This window comes from Streptomyces sp. NPDC057445 (assembly GCF_042802855.1).
Lineage (GTDB): Bacteria > Actinomycetota > Actinomycetes > Streptomycetales > Streptomycetaceae > Streptomyces.
On the sequence record NZ_JBHVDH010000003.1, the window covers coordinates 96,021 to 112,295 of the forward strand.

General features: G+C 70.8%; 11 protein-coding genes. 5 read left to right on the forward strand and 6 right to left on the reverse strand.

The annotated features are described in order from the left end of the window. Together typA and ACFU5O_RS08385 are read right to left on the reverse strand one after the other, a co-directional pair. On the reverse strand, nt 1–1,902 hold the full coding sequence (gene typA, locus ACFU5O_RS08380) for a translational GTPase TypA (RefSeq protein WP_384237989.1): 1,902 nt from the start codon (nt 1,900–1,902) through the stop codon (nt 1–3). A 326-nt stretch (nt 1,903–2,228) separates the two neighbouring features. Further along, on the reverse strand, nt 2,229–4,796 hold the full coding sequence (locus tag ACFU5O_RS08385; RefSeq protein WP_384237992.1) for an ABC transporter substrate-binding protein: 2,568 nt from the start codon (nt 4,794–4,796) through the stop codon (nt 2,229–2,231). A 295-nt stretch (nt 4,797–5,091) separates the two neighbouring features. Here ACFU5O_RS08385 and ACFU5O_RS08390 point away from each other — a divergent pair, with 295 nt between their 5' ends. The 4 genes from ACFU5O_RS08390 to ACFU5O_RS08405 are packed head-to-tail and all read left to right on the forward strand — an operon-like array spanning nt 5,092 to nt 8,864. Beyond that, a complete protein-coding gene (locus tag ACFU5O_RS08390) occupies nt 5,092–5,322 on the forward strand; it encodes a hypothetical protein (protein WP_384237995.1) in 231 nt (76 codons plus the stop codon). Between the two features lie 9 nt (nt 5,323–5,331). After that, on the forward strand, nt 5,332–6,150 hold the full coding sequence (locus ACFU5O_RS08395; protein WP_384237998.1) for a hypothetical protein: 819 nt from the start codon (nt 5,332–5,334) through the stop codon (nt 6,148–6,150). Nucleotides 6,151–6,165: 15 nt separating this feature from the next. Further along, nucleotides 6,166–8,097, forward strand: a complete 1,932-nt coding sequence (locus ACFU5O_RS08400; protein WP_384238000.1) for a fumarate reductase/succinate dehydrogenase flavoprotein subunit — start codon at nt 6,166–6,168, stop codon at nt 8,095–8,097. Beyond that, nucleotides 8,094–8,864 carry a succinate dehydrogenase/fumarate reductase iron-sulfur subunit gene (locus ACFU5O_RS08405; protein ID WP_384238003.1) on the forward strand — a complete coding sequence of 257 codons (771 nt, stop codon included), beginning with the start codon at nt 8,094–8,096 and terminating at the stop codon, nt 8,862–8,864. Before ACFU5O_RS08400 ends, ACFU5O_RS08405 begins: the two co-directional genes overlap by 4 nt. A gap of 54 nt (nt 8,865–8,918) precedes the next feature. Here ACFU5O_RS08405 and ACFU5O_RS08410 read toward each other — a convergent pair whose 3' ends face one another. After that, nucleotides 8,919–9,914 (reverse strand): hypothetical protein, encoded by a 996-nt coding sequence (locus ACFU5O_RS08410; protein WP_384238918.1) that lies wholly within the window; start codon nt 9,912–9,914, stop codon nt 8,919–8,921. A 292-nt stretch (nt 9,915–10,206) separates the two neighbouring features. Here ACFU5O_RS08410 and ACFU5O_RS08415 point away from each other — a divergent pair, with 292 nt between their 5' ends. Continuing rightward, complete coding sequence (locus tag ACFU5O_RS08415; RefSeq protein WP_384238006.1) at nt 10,207–12,102, forward strand: TPM domain-containing protein; 1,896 nt, start codon at nt 10,207–10,209, stop codon at nt 12,100–12,102. A 301-nt stretch (nt 12,103–12,403) separates the two neighbouring features. Here the strand turns inward: ACFU5O_RS08415 and ACFU5O_RS08420 are convergent, their stop codons facing one another. The 3 genes from ACFU5O_RS08420 to ACFU5O_RS08430 form a co-directional block, all read right to left on the reverse strand. Next, nucleotides 12,404–15,055, reverse strand: a complete 2,652-nt coding sequence (locus ACFU5O_RS08420) for a SpoIIE family protein phosphatase (RefSeq protein ID WP_384238008.1) — start codon at nt 15,053–15,055, stop codon at nt 12,404–12,406. 147 nt (nt 15,056–15,202) lie between these two features. After that, nucleotides 15,203–15,631: an ATP-binding protein gene (locus ACFU5O_RS08425; RefSeq protein ID WP_384238011.1), complete on the reverse strand. Its 429-nt coding sequence runs from the start codon at nt 15,629–15,631 to the stop codon at nt 15,203–15,205. 123 nt (nt 15,632–15,754) lie between these two features. After that, complete coding sequence (locus ACFU5O_RS08430) at nt 15,755–16,231, reverse strand: (deoxy)nucleoside triphosphate pyrophosphohydrolase (protein ID WP_384238014.1); 477 nt, start codon at nt 16,229–16,231, stop codon at nt 15,755–15,757. Nucleotides 16,232–16,275 lie beyond the last annotated feature (44 nt).

The window sequence follows — 16,275 nt, forward strand, 5'->3', positions numbered from 1 at the left end:
TCAGCCGTGCTTGGCGCGCGACGCCGCGCGGGCGCGCTCACGGGCGTCCAGGTTCACCTTGCGGATACGGACCGCCTCCGGGGTCACCTCGACGCACTCGTCATCGCGGCAGAACTCCAGGGACTGCTCCAGCGACAGCTTGCGCGGCGGCACCACGTTCTCCGTGTTGTCCGCGGAAGCCGCACGCATGTTGGTGAGCTTCTTCTCCTTGGTGATGTTCACGTCCATGTCGTCGGAGCGCGAGTTCTCGCCGACGATCATGCCCTCGTACACCTCGGTGCCGGGCTCGGTGAACAGGACGCCGCGCTCCTGCAGGTTGATCATCGCGAACGGCGTGACCGCACCCGAGCGGTCGGCGACCAGGGAGCCGTTGTTGCGCGTCACCAGCGGGCCGAACCACGGCTCGTGGCCCTCGTGGATCGAGTGGGCGATACCGGTACCGCGGGTGTTCGTCAGGAACTCCGTACGGAAACCGATGAGACCGCGGGACGGAACGACGAACTCCATACGGACCCAGCCGGAGCCGTGGTTCGACATGTTGTCCATGCGGCCCTTGCGGACACCCATGAGCTGAGTGACCGCGCCCATGTGCTCCTCGGGCACGTCGATCGTCATGCGCTCGACCGGCTCGTGCACCTTGCCGTCGACGATCTGGGTGACCACCTGCGGCTTGCCGATGGTCAGCTCGAAGCCCTCACGGCGCATCTGCTCGACGAGGATGGCGAGCGCGAGCTCACCACGGCCCTGGACCTCCCAGGCGTCGGGACGCTCGGTGTCGAGGACGCGGAGCGAGACGTTACCGATCAGCTCGCGGTCCAGGCGGTCCTTGACCTGGCGGGCGGTGACCTTGCGGTCCTTGACCGCGGCCTTGTTGTCCGCGCCCTTGCCGGTGCCGCCGCGACCGACCAGCGGCGAGGTGTTCGTACCGATGGTCATGGAGATCGCAGGCTCGTCGACCGAGATCAGCGGGAGCGCGACCGGGTTCTCCGGGTCGGCCAGCGTCTCGCCGATCATGATGTCGGGGATACCGGCGACCGCACAGATGTCACCGGGGCCGGCCATCTCGGCCGGCTTGCGGGTGAGCGCCTCGGTCATCATCAGCTCGGTGATGCGGACGTTCGAGATCGTGCCGTCGCGCTTGATCCATGCGACCGTCTGGCCCTTGCGCAGTTCGCCCTGCTCGACGCGGAGCAGCGCGATACGGCCGAGGAAGTTGTCGGCGTCGAGGTTGGTGACGTGCGCCTGAAGCGGGGCGCTCTCGTCGTACTCCGGGGCCGGGACGTGCTCGAGCAGGGTGGAGAAGAAGGGCTCCAGGCTGTCGCTGTCGGCCGGGACGGTGCCGTCCTCCGGCTTGGTCAGCGAGGCGACGCCGTCACGGGCACAGGCGTAGACGATCGGGAACTCGATCTGGTCCTCGTCCGCGTCCAGGTCGAGGAAGAGGTCGTAGGTCTCGTTGACGACCTCGTCGATCCGGGAGTCAGGGCGGTCCGTCTTGTTGATGCAGAGGATGACCGGCATCCGGGCCTGGAGGGCCTTGCGGAGCACGAAGCGGGTCTGCGGGAGGGGGCCCTCGGACGCATCGACGAGCAGCACGACCGCGTCGACCATCGACAGACCGCGCTCGACCTCGCCGCCGAAGTCGGCGTGGCCTGGGGTGTCGATGATGTTGATCGTGATCGGGTCCCCGCCGTCCTTCGGGTGATACTTCACCGCGGTGTTCTTGGCGAGGATCGTGATGCCCTTCTCACGCTCCAGGTCGTTCGAGTCCATCATGCGGTCGTCGAGCTGCTGGTGGGCGGCGAAGGCGCCGGCCTGCTTCAGCATGGCGTCGACCAGGGTGGTCTTGCCGTGGTCGACGTGGGCGACGATGGCGACGTTGCGAATGTCGTGGCGCGTGGGCATGGGTGCTTGCGCTTCTCTCGGATCGTGGGATGCGGCGTCTGTTTGCTCGTACGCCCGCCGGGCGGACGCGCCACGGCTGTGTCCCATGGTACGGGGCTGCCGCGGAAAGGGGCTTCCCGGCCCGATCCGAGGGCGGGCTCCGGGTGGTGGAGGAAGGCGAGCGGGGTGCAGGTGGTGGGGGGTGCATGAGGCCCGGGTCATGGGCAAATACGACCTTGCCCGCCGGAGGCTCCGGCGGGCAAGGGACTTGAGCAGGTTCTGAGGTTCTCCGTTGCCCCGGCGCCGGACGACGCGGTTCCGCGGGCCATCACCCAGGCGCTGACCTGCTAGTTCTTATCGTTCGTCGTGGTTTTCGACCGCTTGAAGCCGATGTCCTGATAGCGCGGTGTGGCGAATCCGAAGGCGCCCGCGTTCACCAGATCCCGCTTGACCGCCACCAGCTGCGGGCGCTGGTAGAGCGGGATGGAGCCGGCGGCGGCCCAGATACGGGCGTCGGCCTTCTTCATCAGGTCCAGGGCCTCCTTCGCATCCAGCTCGGCGACCGCCTGGGCGAAGAGCTGGTCGATGTGGTCCGTACCGACCCGGGTGTAGTTCTGCTCCACGAGCAGGGACCCGTCGCTCGCCGGCAGCGGCTTGGCGAAGATCGGCCGGGCGTCGGTCGCGGGGTAGGCCGTGGCGGGCCAGGAGTAGAGGGCGAGGTCGTACTCGCCCGAGGCGACGTGGTCCTTGAAATAGCTCTCGTCGGCGACCTTGGTGACCTCGGTGCGGATGCCGACCCTGTCCAGCATCCGTGCGATCCGGTCCCCGACCGTGCGCAGGGCCTCTGAGCCCGGGCCGGACGGGAGGACGAATCTGAGGGTGAGCGGCTCGCCGTCCTTGCCGAGCGGGCCGCGGGCCGAGCCCTTCTGCTCATGGGCGGGGGCGGGGGCCCGGGTGCCGATCGGGGCGTAGGCGCCGGCGACACCGTGCTGCTTCCCGTCGGCGTCGGCTTTCCCGTCGGCTTCGGCGGAGTCGTCGCGGAAGTCCGCGGCACGGTGGTCGTCGGGGCCGTCGAGGGCGTCGGCCTGCCTGCGCAGGGCCGCCCGCTGGAGGGCGGCGGTACGGGCGGGGGCGAGGATGTTCCAGCCGGCCTCGCGGCCGGGGACGGCGTCGCCCGGTTTGCCGTCACCGACGACGTAGAGGCCCTCGTCGGAGGCGGAGTCCCCTTCCGAGCCGCTCGCCAGGTTCCCGGCGGCGGGGCTCGCCGGCGCCGGAGTCGCGGGGGCGAGGCTCTGCGCGTCCGGGCTCTGCGCGGCCGGGCTCTGCGCGTCCGGGCTCTGCGCGTCCGGGCCGGCCGGCGCCGGAGTGCTCACGGCGGGGCCGCCCGGGGTGGCCGGGGCCGCGGGACTGCTCGCCGCGGGGCTGCCGGAGCCGACTGCGGGGGCATCGGCCGCGGGGCTCTTCGCCGCGGGGCCGGTTGCCGCCGGACTCGGCGCCGCCGGGCTCGTGTCCGCGTCCGCCCCGGCGCCGGCCTTGGTCCCGTCCGGAGCCTTCTTCCGCGCACCCTCAGGTGTCCAGCCCGCATCTGCGAGCAGTGCCTGGGCCTCCTCGGTGTCCTGACCGCCGAGGGCGCCACTGCTGTCGGCGTATGCCGGCTGTCCGGCGAGCGCCAGATGGCTGCCGACAGGATACGCGGGCAGCCCCAGTGGCTTCAGCACGACCTCCGCCAGCTCCTGGCGGTTCAGCGCGCGGGCCACGGCACGGCGAACCCGCTCGTCCGAGAGAGGCCCGGACTCGCCGTTCAGCGCGAGCTGGGTGTACGCCGGCTCCAGCGACTTGCGGACGACGAAGGCGCGCAGCGCGATCTGCTCGGTGGCGTAGTGGGCGATCGCGGCCCGGTTCCTGCCGCGGGCGAGCTGGATGGCCTCGGCCTGGTCCTCGTCGGAGCCGTACGCCTTCGCCAAGGACTTCACCGCGGCGGCCGGCGAGGCGGCGGTGCCGGGTCCGTGCGCGGCGGCCTGCCCGTTTCCGTCCCGCACCGCGAGGGCGATGCGGTCGGCGACGGCACGGTCGATCTCGGCCAGATCGACGGTCCCGGTGGCGAGCGCGGCGGCACGCTGGTCGCGCGGGACCGCGCGCAGCACGAGCGAGTCCAGCTTGGCGGGCTGCCCCCACCAGCGGGGATTGCGCGCGAGTGTCACCGTGCCGGCCTTCTGGTCGAGGCTCTGCAGTCTGAACGGCCCGGCGGTGGAGGCCAGTGCGCCCCGGGCGTCGTCGTTGAAGGCTGTCGGGGTCCCCATCACGTCCTTGGGGTAGAGCGGGGTGAAGAGCGACTGCCAGTCGGCGTACGGCTTGGCGAAGGTGACCCGGACCTCCAGGTCGTTCGCGCCGCGCTCGATCTTCTCGATCCGGTCGTAACCCGCGTTGCGTGCGGTCCAGTACGCCGAATCCTTTCCGCTCAGCGCGCGCCACTGGGCGACGAAGTCGGGTGCACCGATCTCACGGCCGTCGCTCCAGACCGCCTGCTGTTTGAGCTTGTAGAGGACGACCTGCTTGGGCTCGGTGTCCACGACCTCGGCCGACTCCAGGTAGTCGGGGTTGCGTTGCGGACGGCCGCGCTCGTCCATGGTGAAGAGGGACGGCAGCACCGCGCCGACGACGCGGGAGGTGGCGGCGTCGGCGTCGGCCTGGAAGGTGTTGAGCGTCGTGGGCATGGCGTCGACGGCCCAGCGCAGCGTTCCGCCGTCCGCGACCACGTCGCGGGATGCGAGTCCGATGTCCATGGGGACCGGCTTGTGGTCGGCCCCGGGCTCCGCCGTGCTGCAGCCGGCCAGTACGGGAAGCGCGAGTACGCCGCCGGTGAAGAGGGCGACGGAGCGCAGGGTCCTGCGGCGTGAGGCGACGACGTAGGGCATGGCCTGTACCTCTTCGTCCTGGTCTGAGAATTTAGCGATGATCACACCTATTGCGCCTACACTGAAAGGCACGGCGGGCAGGGGCGTGACGCCGACACGACGACGCGGCCCGCAAACCCACCCATGCGGCCCAACGGGGACGCACCCTTCCGGGTGGCGCGCGCCGGGAATCGGTGCACACGCCTTCACAACAAGGGATGTGACGCGCGACACTCGCAGGCGCACAAAGAGCCCTCTGGGGAGCGACCCCCAGACACCCGCATGCCACCCGCGACCGCGGAAGTGAGGGCAATACATGTCCCTGCAGGACGATTTGACAGCCGTCAAGCGCTGTCTCGACGACCTGGTCCGTACGGTCGATCGGCTGGAGCGGAGCCTCACCCAAGTGCGTGAGGACGCCACCCGTGCCCAGCCGGCCAACCGCCCCGAAGACCTGGTCACCATCCCCGACACTCCGTACGACAGCACGCTGTGGACGGATTCGGACGACGAGGGCCTGGGTGCGCGCGACCGGCACGCGCCCTAGGAGACCTCGTTGGCCACAGGCACCGAACCTCGCACCGACACAGGCGTGCACGGCGCCACACGCGCCGCCATCGTCCCCCGCCACCTCAGGACGGACCGCTGGTGGCTGGCGCCCGCCGTCACCGCCGCCGGTCTGCTCGCCTTCGTCGTCTACTCGACCTGGCGGGCCTTCGCGAACAGCGACTACTACGCCGCGCCGTACGTCTCACCGTTCTACTCGCCCTGCCTCGCGGAGAACTGTGAGCCGATGCGCGCCGGCCCCAACTGGGAGATCTTCGGCAGCTGGTGGGGCCTGTCCCCGGCGCTGCTGATCCTGATCTTCCCGCTCGGCTTCCGGCTGACCTGCTACTACTACCGCAAGGCCTACTACCGGGGCTTCTGGGCCTCGCCCCCGGCCTGCGCGGTCGCAGAGCCGCACAAGAAGTACACGGGCGAGACCCGTTTCCCGCTGATCCTGCAGAACATCCACCGCTACTTCTTCTATGCGGCACTGCCGGTCGCGGGCATCCTCACGTACGACACGGTGCTCGCCTTCCGCGACGAGCACTACGCGTGGGGGCACATGGGTCTCGGCACGCTGGTGTTCCTCGTCAACATCGTGCTGATCTGGTCGTACACCCTCTCCTGCCACTCCTGCCGGCACATCATCGGCGGGCGCCTGAAGCACTTCTCGAAGCACCCGGTGCGCTACCGGCTGTGGGGCTGGGTCGGAAAGCTGAATGACCGTCACATGGTTCTCGCCTGGGCTTCGTTGATCAGCGTCGCACTCGCCGACTTCTATGTGTATCTGCTCGCCACCGGCGCCTTCGACGATCCGCGCTTCTTCTAGGGAAGGTGCCCTCTGATGACTGAGCTGGAACGGCAGGAGTGGGACGTCGTCGTGGTGGGTGCGGGCGGCGCGGGGCTGCGGGCCGCCATCGAGGCCCGTGAGCGGGGCGCCAGGACGGCCGTGATCTGCAAGTCGCTCTTCGGCAAGGCCCACACCGTCATGGCGGAGGGCGGCATCGCCGCCTCCATGGCCAATGCGAACGCCCACGACAACTGGCAGGTCCACTTCCGCGACACCATGCGCGGCGGGAAGTTCCTCAACCAGTGGCGGATGGCGGAGCTGCACGCCCAGGAGGCGCCGGAGCGGGTGTGGGAACTGGAGACGTGGGGAGCCCTCTTCGACCGCACGAAGGACGGGAGGATCTCCCAGCGCAACTTCGGCGGCCATGAGTACCCGCGACTGGCGCACGTCGGCGACCGGACGGGCCTGGAGCTGATCCGGACCCTCCAGCAGAAGATCGTCTCGCTGCAGCAGGAGGACAAGGCCGAGTACGGGGACTACGAGGCCCGGCTGAAGGTCTTCCAGGAGTGCACGGTGACCCGTGTGCTCAAGGAGGGCGCGCATGTGTCGGGAGCCTTCTGCTACGAGCGCGAGTCCGGCCGTTTCTTCGTGCTCGAGGCCCCCGCGGTGGTCCTGGCCACCGGCGGCATCGGCAAGTCCTTCAAGGTCACGTCGAACTCGTGGGAGTACACGGGCGACGGGCATGCGCTGGCGCTGCTCGCCGGGGCCCCTCTGCTCAACATGGAGTTCGTCCAGTTCCATCCGACCGGGATGGTCTGGCCGCCGTCGGTGAAGGGGATCCTCGTCACCGAGTCCGTGCGTGGCGACGGAGGGGTGCTGCGCAACAGTGACGGCAAGCGGTTCATGTTCGACTACATCCCCGACGTCTTCAAGGAGAAGTACGCGGAGTCGGAGGAGGAGGGCGACCGCTGGTACGAGGACCCGGACAACAACCGGCGCCCGCCCGAGTTGCTCCCCCGTGACGAGGTCGCCCGCGCGATCAACGCCGAGGTGAAGGCCGGCCGCGGGTCCCCGCACGGCGGGGTGTTCCTCGATGTGTCCACCCGGATGCCGGCGGAGGTGATCCGGCGCCGACTGCCGTCCATGTACCACCAGTTCAAGGAGCTGGCCGACGTGGACATCACGGCGGAAGCCATGGAGGTCGGGCCGACCTGCCACTATGTGATGGGCGGCATCGCGGTCGACTCGGAAACGGCCGCGGCGGTCGGCGTCCCCGGGCTGTACGCGGCGGGCGAGGTCGCGGGCGGCATGCACGGCTCCAACCGGCTGGGCGGCAACTCTCTCTCCGATCTGCTGGTCTTCGGCCGGCGGGCGGGACTGCACGCCGCCGAACACGCCTCAGGGCTCGGCGGGACGCGACCGCTCGTGGACGAGGCGCAGATCGACGCGGCGGCGGCGGAGGCGCTGCGTCCGTTCAGCGCGGAGGGCCCGGAGCCCGGCACGGCCCCGGAGAACCCCTACACCCTGCACCAGGAACTGCAGCAGGCCATGAACGACCTCGTCGGGATCATCCGGCGCGAACCCGAGATGGTGCAGGCCCTGAGGAAGCTGTCCGAGCTCAGGGTGCGCGCGCGGCGGGCCGGCGTCGAGGGCCACCGCCAGTTCAACCCGGGGTGGCATCTCTCGCTGGACCTGAGGAACATGCTGCTGGTCAGCGAGTGCATCGCGAAGTCCGCCCTGGAGCGCACCGAGAGCCGCGGCGGCCACACCCGCGAGGACTACCCCGGGATGGAACGCGAGTGGCGCCGGATCAATCTGATGTGCCGGCTCGCCGACCCCACGGGCGGCCTCGCGGTCGCCGACCCCGCTCACGGTCAGATCGATCTCGTACGGAAGACCACCGAGCCCATCCGCAACGACCTGCTGGCCCTCTTCGAGAAGGAGGAGCTGGTCAAGTACCTCGCCGAAGAGGAGCTGTACGAATGAGCACGTACGACGCTCGGTTCAGGGTGTGGCGGGGCGACCAGGAAGGCGGGGACCTCACCGACTTCACCGTCGAGGTCCATGACGGCGAGGTCGTCCTCGACATCATCCACCGGCTCCAGGCCACGCAGGCGCCCGACCTCGCGGTGCGCTGGAACTGCAAGGCGGGCAAGTGCGGCTCGTGCAGCGCGGAGATCAACGGCCGCCCGCGGCTGCTGTGCATGACCCGCATGTCCGTCTTCTCCCGCGACGAGACGATCACCGTGACGCCGCTGCGGGCCTTCCCTGTGGTGCGCGATCTGGTCACGGACGTCTCCTTCAACTACGCCAAGGCCCGTGAGATCCCCTCCTTCGTCCCGCCACCTGGCGTCGCCGCCGGCGAGTACCGCATGCAGCAGGTCGATGTGGACCGCTCGCAGGAGTTCCGGAAGTGCATCGAGTGCTTCCTGTGCCAGGACACCTGCCATGTGGTGCGCGACCACGAGGAGAACAAGGCGGCCTTCGCCGGCCCCCGCTTCCTGATGCGCGTCGCGGAACTGGACATGCACCCTCTGGACGCGGCCGCCGAGTCGGGCCTGGACCGCAAGAGCACGGCTCACGACGAACACGGCCTGGGCTACTGCAACATCACCAAGTGCTGCACGGAGGTGTGCCCCGAAGGCATCAGGATCACCGACAACGCGCTGATCCCGCTGAAGGAGCGGACGGTCGACCGGAAGTACGACCCACTGGTGTGGCTGGGGAACAAGATCCGGCGACGGGCGGAATGACGCCCGTCCCGGGTGGGCGCCGGCCCGTGCCATCTGCCGCGGGCCGGCCTCCGGTCAGTGCCATTCCTCCCGGTACGCCGCCCAGTCCTCCTCCTCGGCAGCGAAATCGACGTACAGCGCCACCCCGAACCGCTCCCGTTCGCGGTCCGTCCTCCCGAGCCCGAGACGAGTGCCCCGGATCGCTGCCGCCACCGTCTCGGCGTTCTCCCAGTGGCCCAGGTCGTCCTCGTGGAAGAAGGGCAGCCCCATCAGCAAGTCCGTGCTGCGAGGAGTGACTTCGAGCGCCAGCGAGGTCTGCTGGGCGACATATCCGCCGTAGAGGCTCTCCAGCGGCATCCAGGTGTCGTACGACATGACGGCTATCTGGTCGACCCTGCGGGCCACTTCGCCGAAGAACTCCTGCGACCACCACTTGGGGCTGCCGGTAACCGCTCCCGCGACCGAGTGCACCGTCGGCAGCGGGTCCATCTGGTGGGCGGCGACCGAGAGGGGGACCCGGCGTGCCTGGGTGAGCACCCTCAGATCGTCCAGCAGCGACAGATAGTCACGGTCGCCGGAGTGCAGCGGCTCCAGGTCGAAGTGCACCCCGTCGAAGCCCGCTGCCAGGATCCGGTCGGCCGAGCGGACCACGGCGGCCCTGGACGCGGCCCGCTCCAGTCGCAGCCCGTCCGGTGACTCGGTGGCCAGCTTGTCGCCGAGCCAGGCCTGCACCCTCAGGCCGGGAATCCTGCGGTGGACGCCGTCGATCAGCCACCGCGCCCGCGGATACCGCGTGGCGGGCAGCGTCCCGTCGTGCTCGAGCGGCCCCGCGTGCACATACAGGTCCCGTATCCCGGTCCCCCTTGTCCGCGCGGCGAAGGCGTCGAGGTCGGCGTCCTTCTTCCGGCCGTCCACCCAGGCGTGCCCGAGCCAGACGGCGTCCTTCCCTCGCGTCTTCGTGCCCTTCTCGTACTCCCCCGCGTAGTTGAGACGCAGTGCCGTGGCCCCGGCCAGGGCGGGCACGGTCAGCAGCAGAACGAGCGCGAGCGCGATGCGCCGCGGCCATCGCAGCCCTGGACCCCGGAGCCGCGCGAGCGCGCGGCGCGGGACGTGGCGTGGTGATGCGTTCACCCGGAATCCCCCGTCAGCAGTGCCGAATGATCTCCAACCCTAGAGGCAACCACTGACAGTGACGGTCACGCGCTGTGAACCTGCTGGTCATGACGGGGAGCACCGCGGCACGCTCCGGGGCGGTGTGCGGGGCCGAGGAGCGGTCACCGCAGCACTGAGGGGATCCCCCGGGGCCGCTACCGGGTCTGCCGTCCGGTCGCGCCGCCCGGGCGGCGGACATAGCCTCCCAAACGTGACACGAACAGCCACTCGGGCTCTGCTCGCCGTGCTGGTGGCGGCATGGTGGCTCGTCGTGCCCGTCATTCAGTGCGCCTGGGCCGAGGACCGGGTGAAGCTGCCGGGACAGGGCCGGATCACCGACCGCGTGGACGCGCTCGGTGACCGGGAGGGCGAGGTGGTGCCGGCCGTCGACCGGCTCCACGATCACCGGCGCATCGAACTGCCCGTCGCGTACGCGTGCGGCTTCTCCGGCAAGGCGAACGGCTGCGACGACACCGTGCTCGCCTCGAAGCCGACGCCGTCACCTGCGGTCACACCCGTCGCGGCCGACCCCGGCGAAGGCAGAGAGGGCGTCTCCACCACCGACCTCATCCTCCCGGTCGCCGTGCTGGGCGGGGTGGCCGCGCTCTCCGTCTACATCTACGGCCGGCGCAGACGCCGGGTGAAGGAGGTCACGACCCCCGGGCGCCGACAGACCGCGCCGGAGGCCCGCCACGAGGAGCCTTCGCCCGATCCGCCCGGTCCCCTGCCGGGTCTCGACGAACTCGACATTCAGGCGCGGCGGACGCTCGTGGACACGGACGACGCACTCCGTACCAGCGAGGAGGAACTCGGGTTCGCCACGGCCCAGTTCGGCCAGGCGGCCACCACGCCCTTCACGGAGGCGGTGGTGCATGCCCAGGACGAGTTGTCGACGGCCTTCCGGTTGCGGCAGGCGCTGGACGACGCCTATTTCGAGGACGAGGCGAGCCGACGTCAGATGCTGGACGAGATCATCTCCCGTTGCGCGGAGGCCAACCGGCTGCTGGACGCGGAGGCGGAGGGCTTCGACCGGCTGCGCGCCCTCGAAGGGTCCGCCCCGCAGGCCCTCGCCACGGCCGAGTCCGCTTGCCAGGAGCTCGACGGACGGGCCCGCACGGCGGAAGTCACCCTCGGCGTCATGCGCGAACGGTACGGCGAGTCCGGCTGCGCGCCCGTCGCGAGCGATGTCCAGCAAGCCCGGGAGCGGCTGCTGTTCGCGTCGACGTCTCTCGACCGGGCACGGCAGTCGGCCGGTACCGGCGACGTCGCCACGGCGGCCGTCCACATCCGGGCCGCGGAAGGCGGGGTCGACCAGGCAGGACGGCTCATCGACGCGGTCGACGGGCGCGCTCAGGACCTCGCGGAGGCGGCGGGGAAGCTGCCGGGTGCGATCAGCGGGACGGTGGCCGTCCTCACGGACGTGCGGGAACTGCTGAAGGACACCGCCGAGGGCACGGCCAAGGCCGATCTGCGGGGCCGGATCGGCGAGGCGGAGACCGTGGTCGCACAGGTGCAGCGGGCGACGGAGGCCGGGCCGTACGACCCGATCGACGCGCTGCGCCGGCTGGTGGAGGTGGCGGCCGTGCTGGAGGCTGCCTTGCCGGGCACGGGGGAGCGCGAGCAGGAGGCGCGGCGGAGCGCGCTGCTGGACCGGGCGACGCTCGCCGCGCGTTCCACGCTCGCAGGGGCCACGGACTTCGTCACGACACACCGCGGAGCGGTCGTGACGCGGGCCCGGACCCGGCTCGCGGAGGCGCGGCGGCTGCTGGAGCGCTCGCGGGAACTGGCGGAGCTGGACGAGACGCAGGGCGCGCTGGCCGACGCGCAGCGGGCGGATTCCCTTGCCCGGGAGGGGCTGAGCCTCGCGGAAGAGGACGTCCTCTCGTACGGGAACCCCTTCGGCTCGGGCGGTGCACAAGGAGGTGGAGGCGGGTTCGGCGGTGCCGTGCTCGGCGGAATCATCCTCGGCGGCCCGGTCGGCGGCGAGCGCGGACACGGAGGGGGCGGGGACCATGACGGGGGTCCGGGAGACGGCGGATCGGGCGTCGGCCCGGCGAGCTTCGGCGGTGGGGGTACGCGCGGCCGGCTGGGCGGCGGCGGTTTCTGACGCGGTGCCGTTCCTGCTCCGGATCGGCGGCCCGACGAGCGACGTACGTCATGCAGTGCCGCCCAACGGCCCCGGTCCCGCCTTCGGTCCTGGTTGGGCTCGCCCGGGCCGCCCCGACCAGGACCGAAGGCGGGGCGGCCCGTGCGGGCCCGGCCACGGCCGTGTCTCCGGCGCCGGTTCCGACTCCGACTCCCGCACCGGCCCTTGGCGTGGTCGCGTCCCCGGCGTGGGTCCGGGCCGCCCCGACCAGGACCGAAGGCGGGGCGGCCCGCGGGCCCGGTGTCCCCCACGCCCGCCCGGGTCAGAACATGCTGAGCAGCTGCTCCACGCTCGGCTCGGCCGTGGAGTCCCCGTCCGGCAGGGCGAGTTCGAACCAAACGGTCTTGCCGCGCGGGGTCCGGCGCGATCCCCATGCCGCACTCAGCAGACCGACGAGCTGGAGCCCGCGGCCGCCCTCGTCGGTGTCCCGGGCCCGCCGTCGCCGCGGTTGTACGAGACCGGCGTCCCACACCTCGCAGACAAGGGTGCGATCACGCAGCAGCCGCAGACGTATCTCGCCCTCGCCGTAGCGGAGCGCGTTGGTGACGAGTTCGCTGACGAGCAGTTCGACCGTGTCCACGAGGGGTTCGAGTTCCCAGGCAACCAGCTGCGCCCGGGCGAGCTCGCGGGCCCGCCCCACCGAGCGGGGTTCGCGGGGCAGCCGCCAGTCCCCCACGGCCTCCGTCGGCATCCCCTGGATCCTGGCCATCAGCAGGGCGATGTCGTCCTCACCGTGCCGGGTGTCGAGGGTGTTCAGGACGTGGTCGCAGATGTCCTCGAGCGAGTGGGTGCGGGCTCCCTCGCCGGCGCCCGGCGCATCGGCGCCGAGCACCGTCGCCGGAAGGTGGCGGCCGGGCGACGGCCGGGAGGGGTCGGTGAGTGCCTTCCGGAAGGCACTCAGCCCCTCGTCGAGGGGGTGGTCACGCGATTCGACGAGGCCGTCCGTGTAGAGCGCGAGGAGCGCGCCCTCAGGCAGTTCGACCTGGACCTCCTCGAAGGGCTCCCCGCCGACTCCGAGCGGCATCCCGGGCGGCACGTCGAGCAGCAGGGCCTCCTCCCCGGGCTCGACGAGCACAGGCGGCAGATGGCCCGCGTTGGCGAAGGTGCAGCGCCTGGTCACCGGGTCGTAGACGGCGTAGACACAGGTCGCCAGATAGACCTCGGAGAGCTCGGGGCCGCGTGACTTGTGGGCGACGCGGGACGCCTGTTGGGCGCCGCTGGGGGTGCCGAGTCCGCGGGCGATCTCATCGAGCGCGGAGAGCACTTCCGCGGGCTCGAGGTCGAGCAGTGCCAAGGTCCTCACGGCGGTGCGGAGTTCACCCATGGCCACGGCCGCACGCAGTCCCCGGCCCATGACGTCGCCGACGACGAGAGCGGTGCGGTGGCCGGGGAGTTCGATGACGTCGAACCAGTCACCGCCGACTTCCGTGGCGGTGTTGCCGGGCAGATAGCGGCAGGCGATGTCGAGGCCCGCGGCTTCGGGGTCGCCGGGCGGCAGGAGGCTGCGCTGGAGGATCAGGGCCCGCTCGTGTTCGCGGCGGTAGAGGCGTGCGTTGTCGATGCAGACCGCGGCGCGGGCGGCGAGCTCGACGGCGAGTGCCCGGTCCCTCTCCCCGAACGGTTCACTGCCCTTCGCCCGGGAGAACTGGACGAGCCCGACGACAGCATCGTGCGCGACCATCGGCACCGCGAGGGTGGACTGGACGAGACTGCCGTCCTCGCCCGGGATGGCCTGCACGCGTGCGGTGCGCAGGGCGACCGCGGAGGCGGAGCTGAACGGGTAGTGGTGGACGGCGCCGACGGAGGGCGAGGCGGGCGTCCCCGCGCCGGGCCCGCCGGAGCCGTCGGGACCGGCGACCGGCAGAGCGCCGGAGACGGCGCTCGCGAAGGCGACGCGGCGCAGCTCGGCGCTGCCGCTGCCGTAGACCTCGGAGGGGGCGGAGTCCCAGCGTCCGGGCGGGGCTTCGTCTCCGGTGAGCAAGCCCTGGTAGAGGTCGACGGAGGCGAGGTCGCAGAACCCGGGAACGGCGACGTCGAGGAGTTCGCGAGCGGTGGTCTCCAGGTCGAGGGAGTTGCCGATCCGGGCGCTGGCCTCGTTGAGGATGGCCAGGTTGCGGCGGGCGCTGGCGGCCTCGCGTGCGGCGATCTGACGACGGGTGACATCGGTGGCGATTCCGGCGACGCCGATGGGGCGCCCCGTCCCGCTGTGCACGCGGTAGAGATTGACGGACCAGTGACGGCGCTCGGTGATGCCGGGCACACTTCCGACGACCTGCAGATCGGTGACGGATTCACCGGTCTCCAGGACTCTCCCGAGCGCGGCGGTCATCCGCTCTGCCTCGGGCCGGGAGAGGTAGTCGTGGACGGTGCGGCCGCGATGGTCCGCAGCCGCACCGCCGAACACAGTGACGAAGCGTTGATTGGCGCGCAGGACGGTGAGGTCGGGACCGAACAGGAGGAAGCCAAAAGGAGATTGGCCAAAAATGGCCTGCGATGCCGCAAGATCCGTCTCGATCCCGCGCAGGGCGCGGACGTCGACCACGATGCAGAGCGCGGCGCGCTCGCCACGTCCGGTCTCGCTCGGCATGACATAGACCTCGGCCAGGCCGTGTGCCCGGCCCTCGCCTGGCATGCGGAAGGGGACGAGACCTGTCCACTCCTTGCCGTCGAGGATCTCGGCGATCTTGCGGTGACCCCGGGAGCGCAGCTCGGGGGGCATGAAGACCTCGATCGGGTCCTTGCCCCTGACCTCGGCGGACTCGATGCCGAACTGCTCGGCGGCGCGCCGACTCCACTGGTCGACCAACCCGTCAGGGCCGATCGAGAAAGACGCGACCTTGATGTAGTCGTAGATCGAGCCGGGCGGACTGCTCTGCCACACCACGCTGCTCGCCGTCTCAGGTATCTCGCTCACGCGACCGTCCCCTCCAGCTCACCGCACCGGACCGGCCATGCCCCGCAGTATTCAGCACTACGGCTCCTGGCGACACGGCGTTCACGATCACAGAGCGGTCTCGTTCATTTTGAGCCGGGCCGCAGTGATCGTTGTCCCTTCACACTTCTAACCAGGGAAGGGCAGCTCGAACCACACGGTCTTGCCGGTTCTGCCGCGCCGCGTGCCCCACCGCCTCGCGGCGCCTGCCACGAGCTGAAGTCCGCGTCCACCCTCGTCGTCGGGTCCTGCGGGACGTTCAAGGGGCGGATCCGGAAGCGGATCGGAGACTTCCACCAGAAGCGCGGGCTGTTGGGAAGGGGACACGCCGTCGGGATGCAGCCGGACCAGACGGACGCCGATGGGACCGGAGGCGTACCGAAGAGAATTGGTCACGAGCTCACTGACCAGGAGAACGGTTACGTCACCTATGGCGTTGTCCAGGCCCCAGGTGCGCAGGGCGTCGCGGACGGCATGACGCGCAGTGCGTACGGCACCGGGCTCGCCAGGGAAAGTCCACTCGGCGACGTCGCCATCGGTGTCGATCACGCCGATCACTTCCCAGGACCAGCCGTTGACGCTGGCCTACATCCACTTTCGGGCGGTTAATCAGCACATACCCGATATTCGGGGCATGCTATCGCCGGGACAGGGGCGTGGTGGCACGAATGGTGTACGGCTTCAGCCGCATGCGCCACCCGTACGGCCGGACGGGTCCGAGTGGCGCGGTCGGCCGGAGGACCCGAACGGCGACCCCGGGGACAGACGGCGCACCGCGGCCTCCACCGCGGGACGGTCCTGCGGCAGCCAGTCCACGGAGTCCAGCTCGTCAGCGGCCAGCCAGCGCAGTTCGTCGTGGTCCTCCAGCGGACGCGGCTCGCCCGAGAGCAGCCGGGCCGTCCAGACGTGCAGCACATAGCCGGGGCCCAGGGGCCACTCGCCGGGGATCCGCTCGACCGGCTCGGTCTCGACGCCCAGTTCTTCGCGGAGTTCCCGCACGAGAGCCTGCTCAGGGGTCTCGCCGGGCTCCAGCTTGCCGCCGGGAAGCTCCCAACGGCCGGCGAGCTCCGGCGGGGCGCTCCTGCGCGCGGCGAGCAGTCGCCCCTCGTCGTACACGGCTCCGGCCACCACGACCCGGGCGGTCACGCGATCTGTCATGCGCCGGAGCGTAACCCGCGGGGCGATGCACCCCGCAAAGCGCG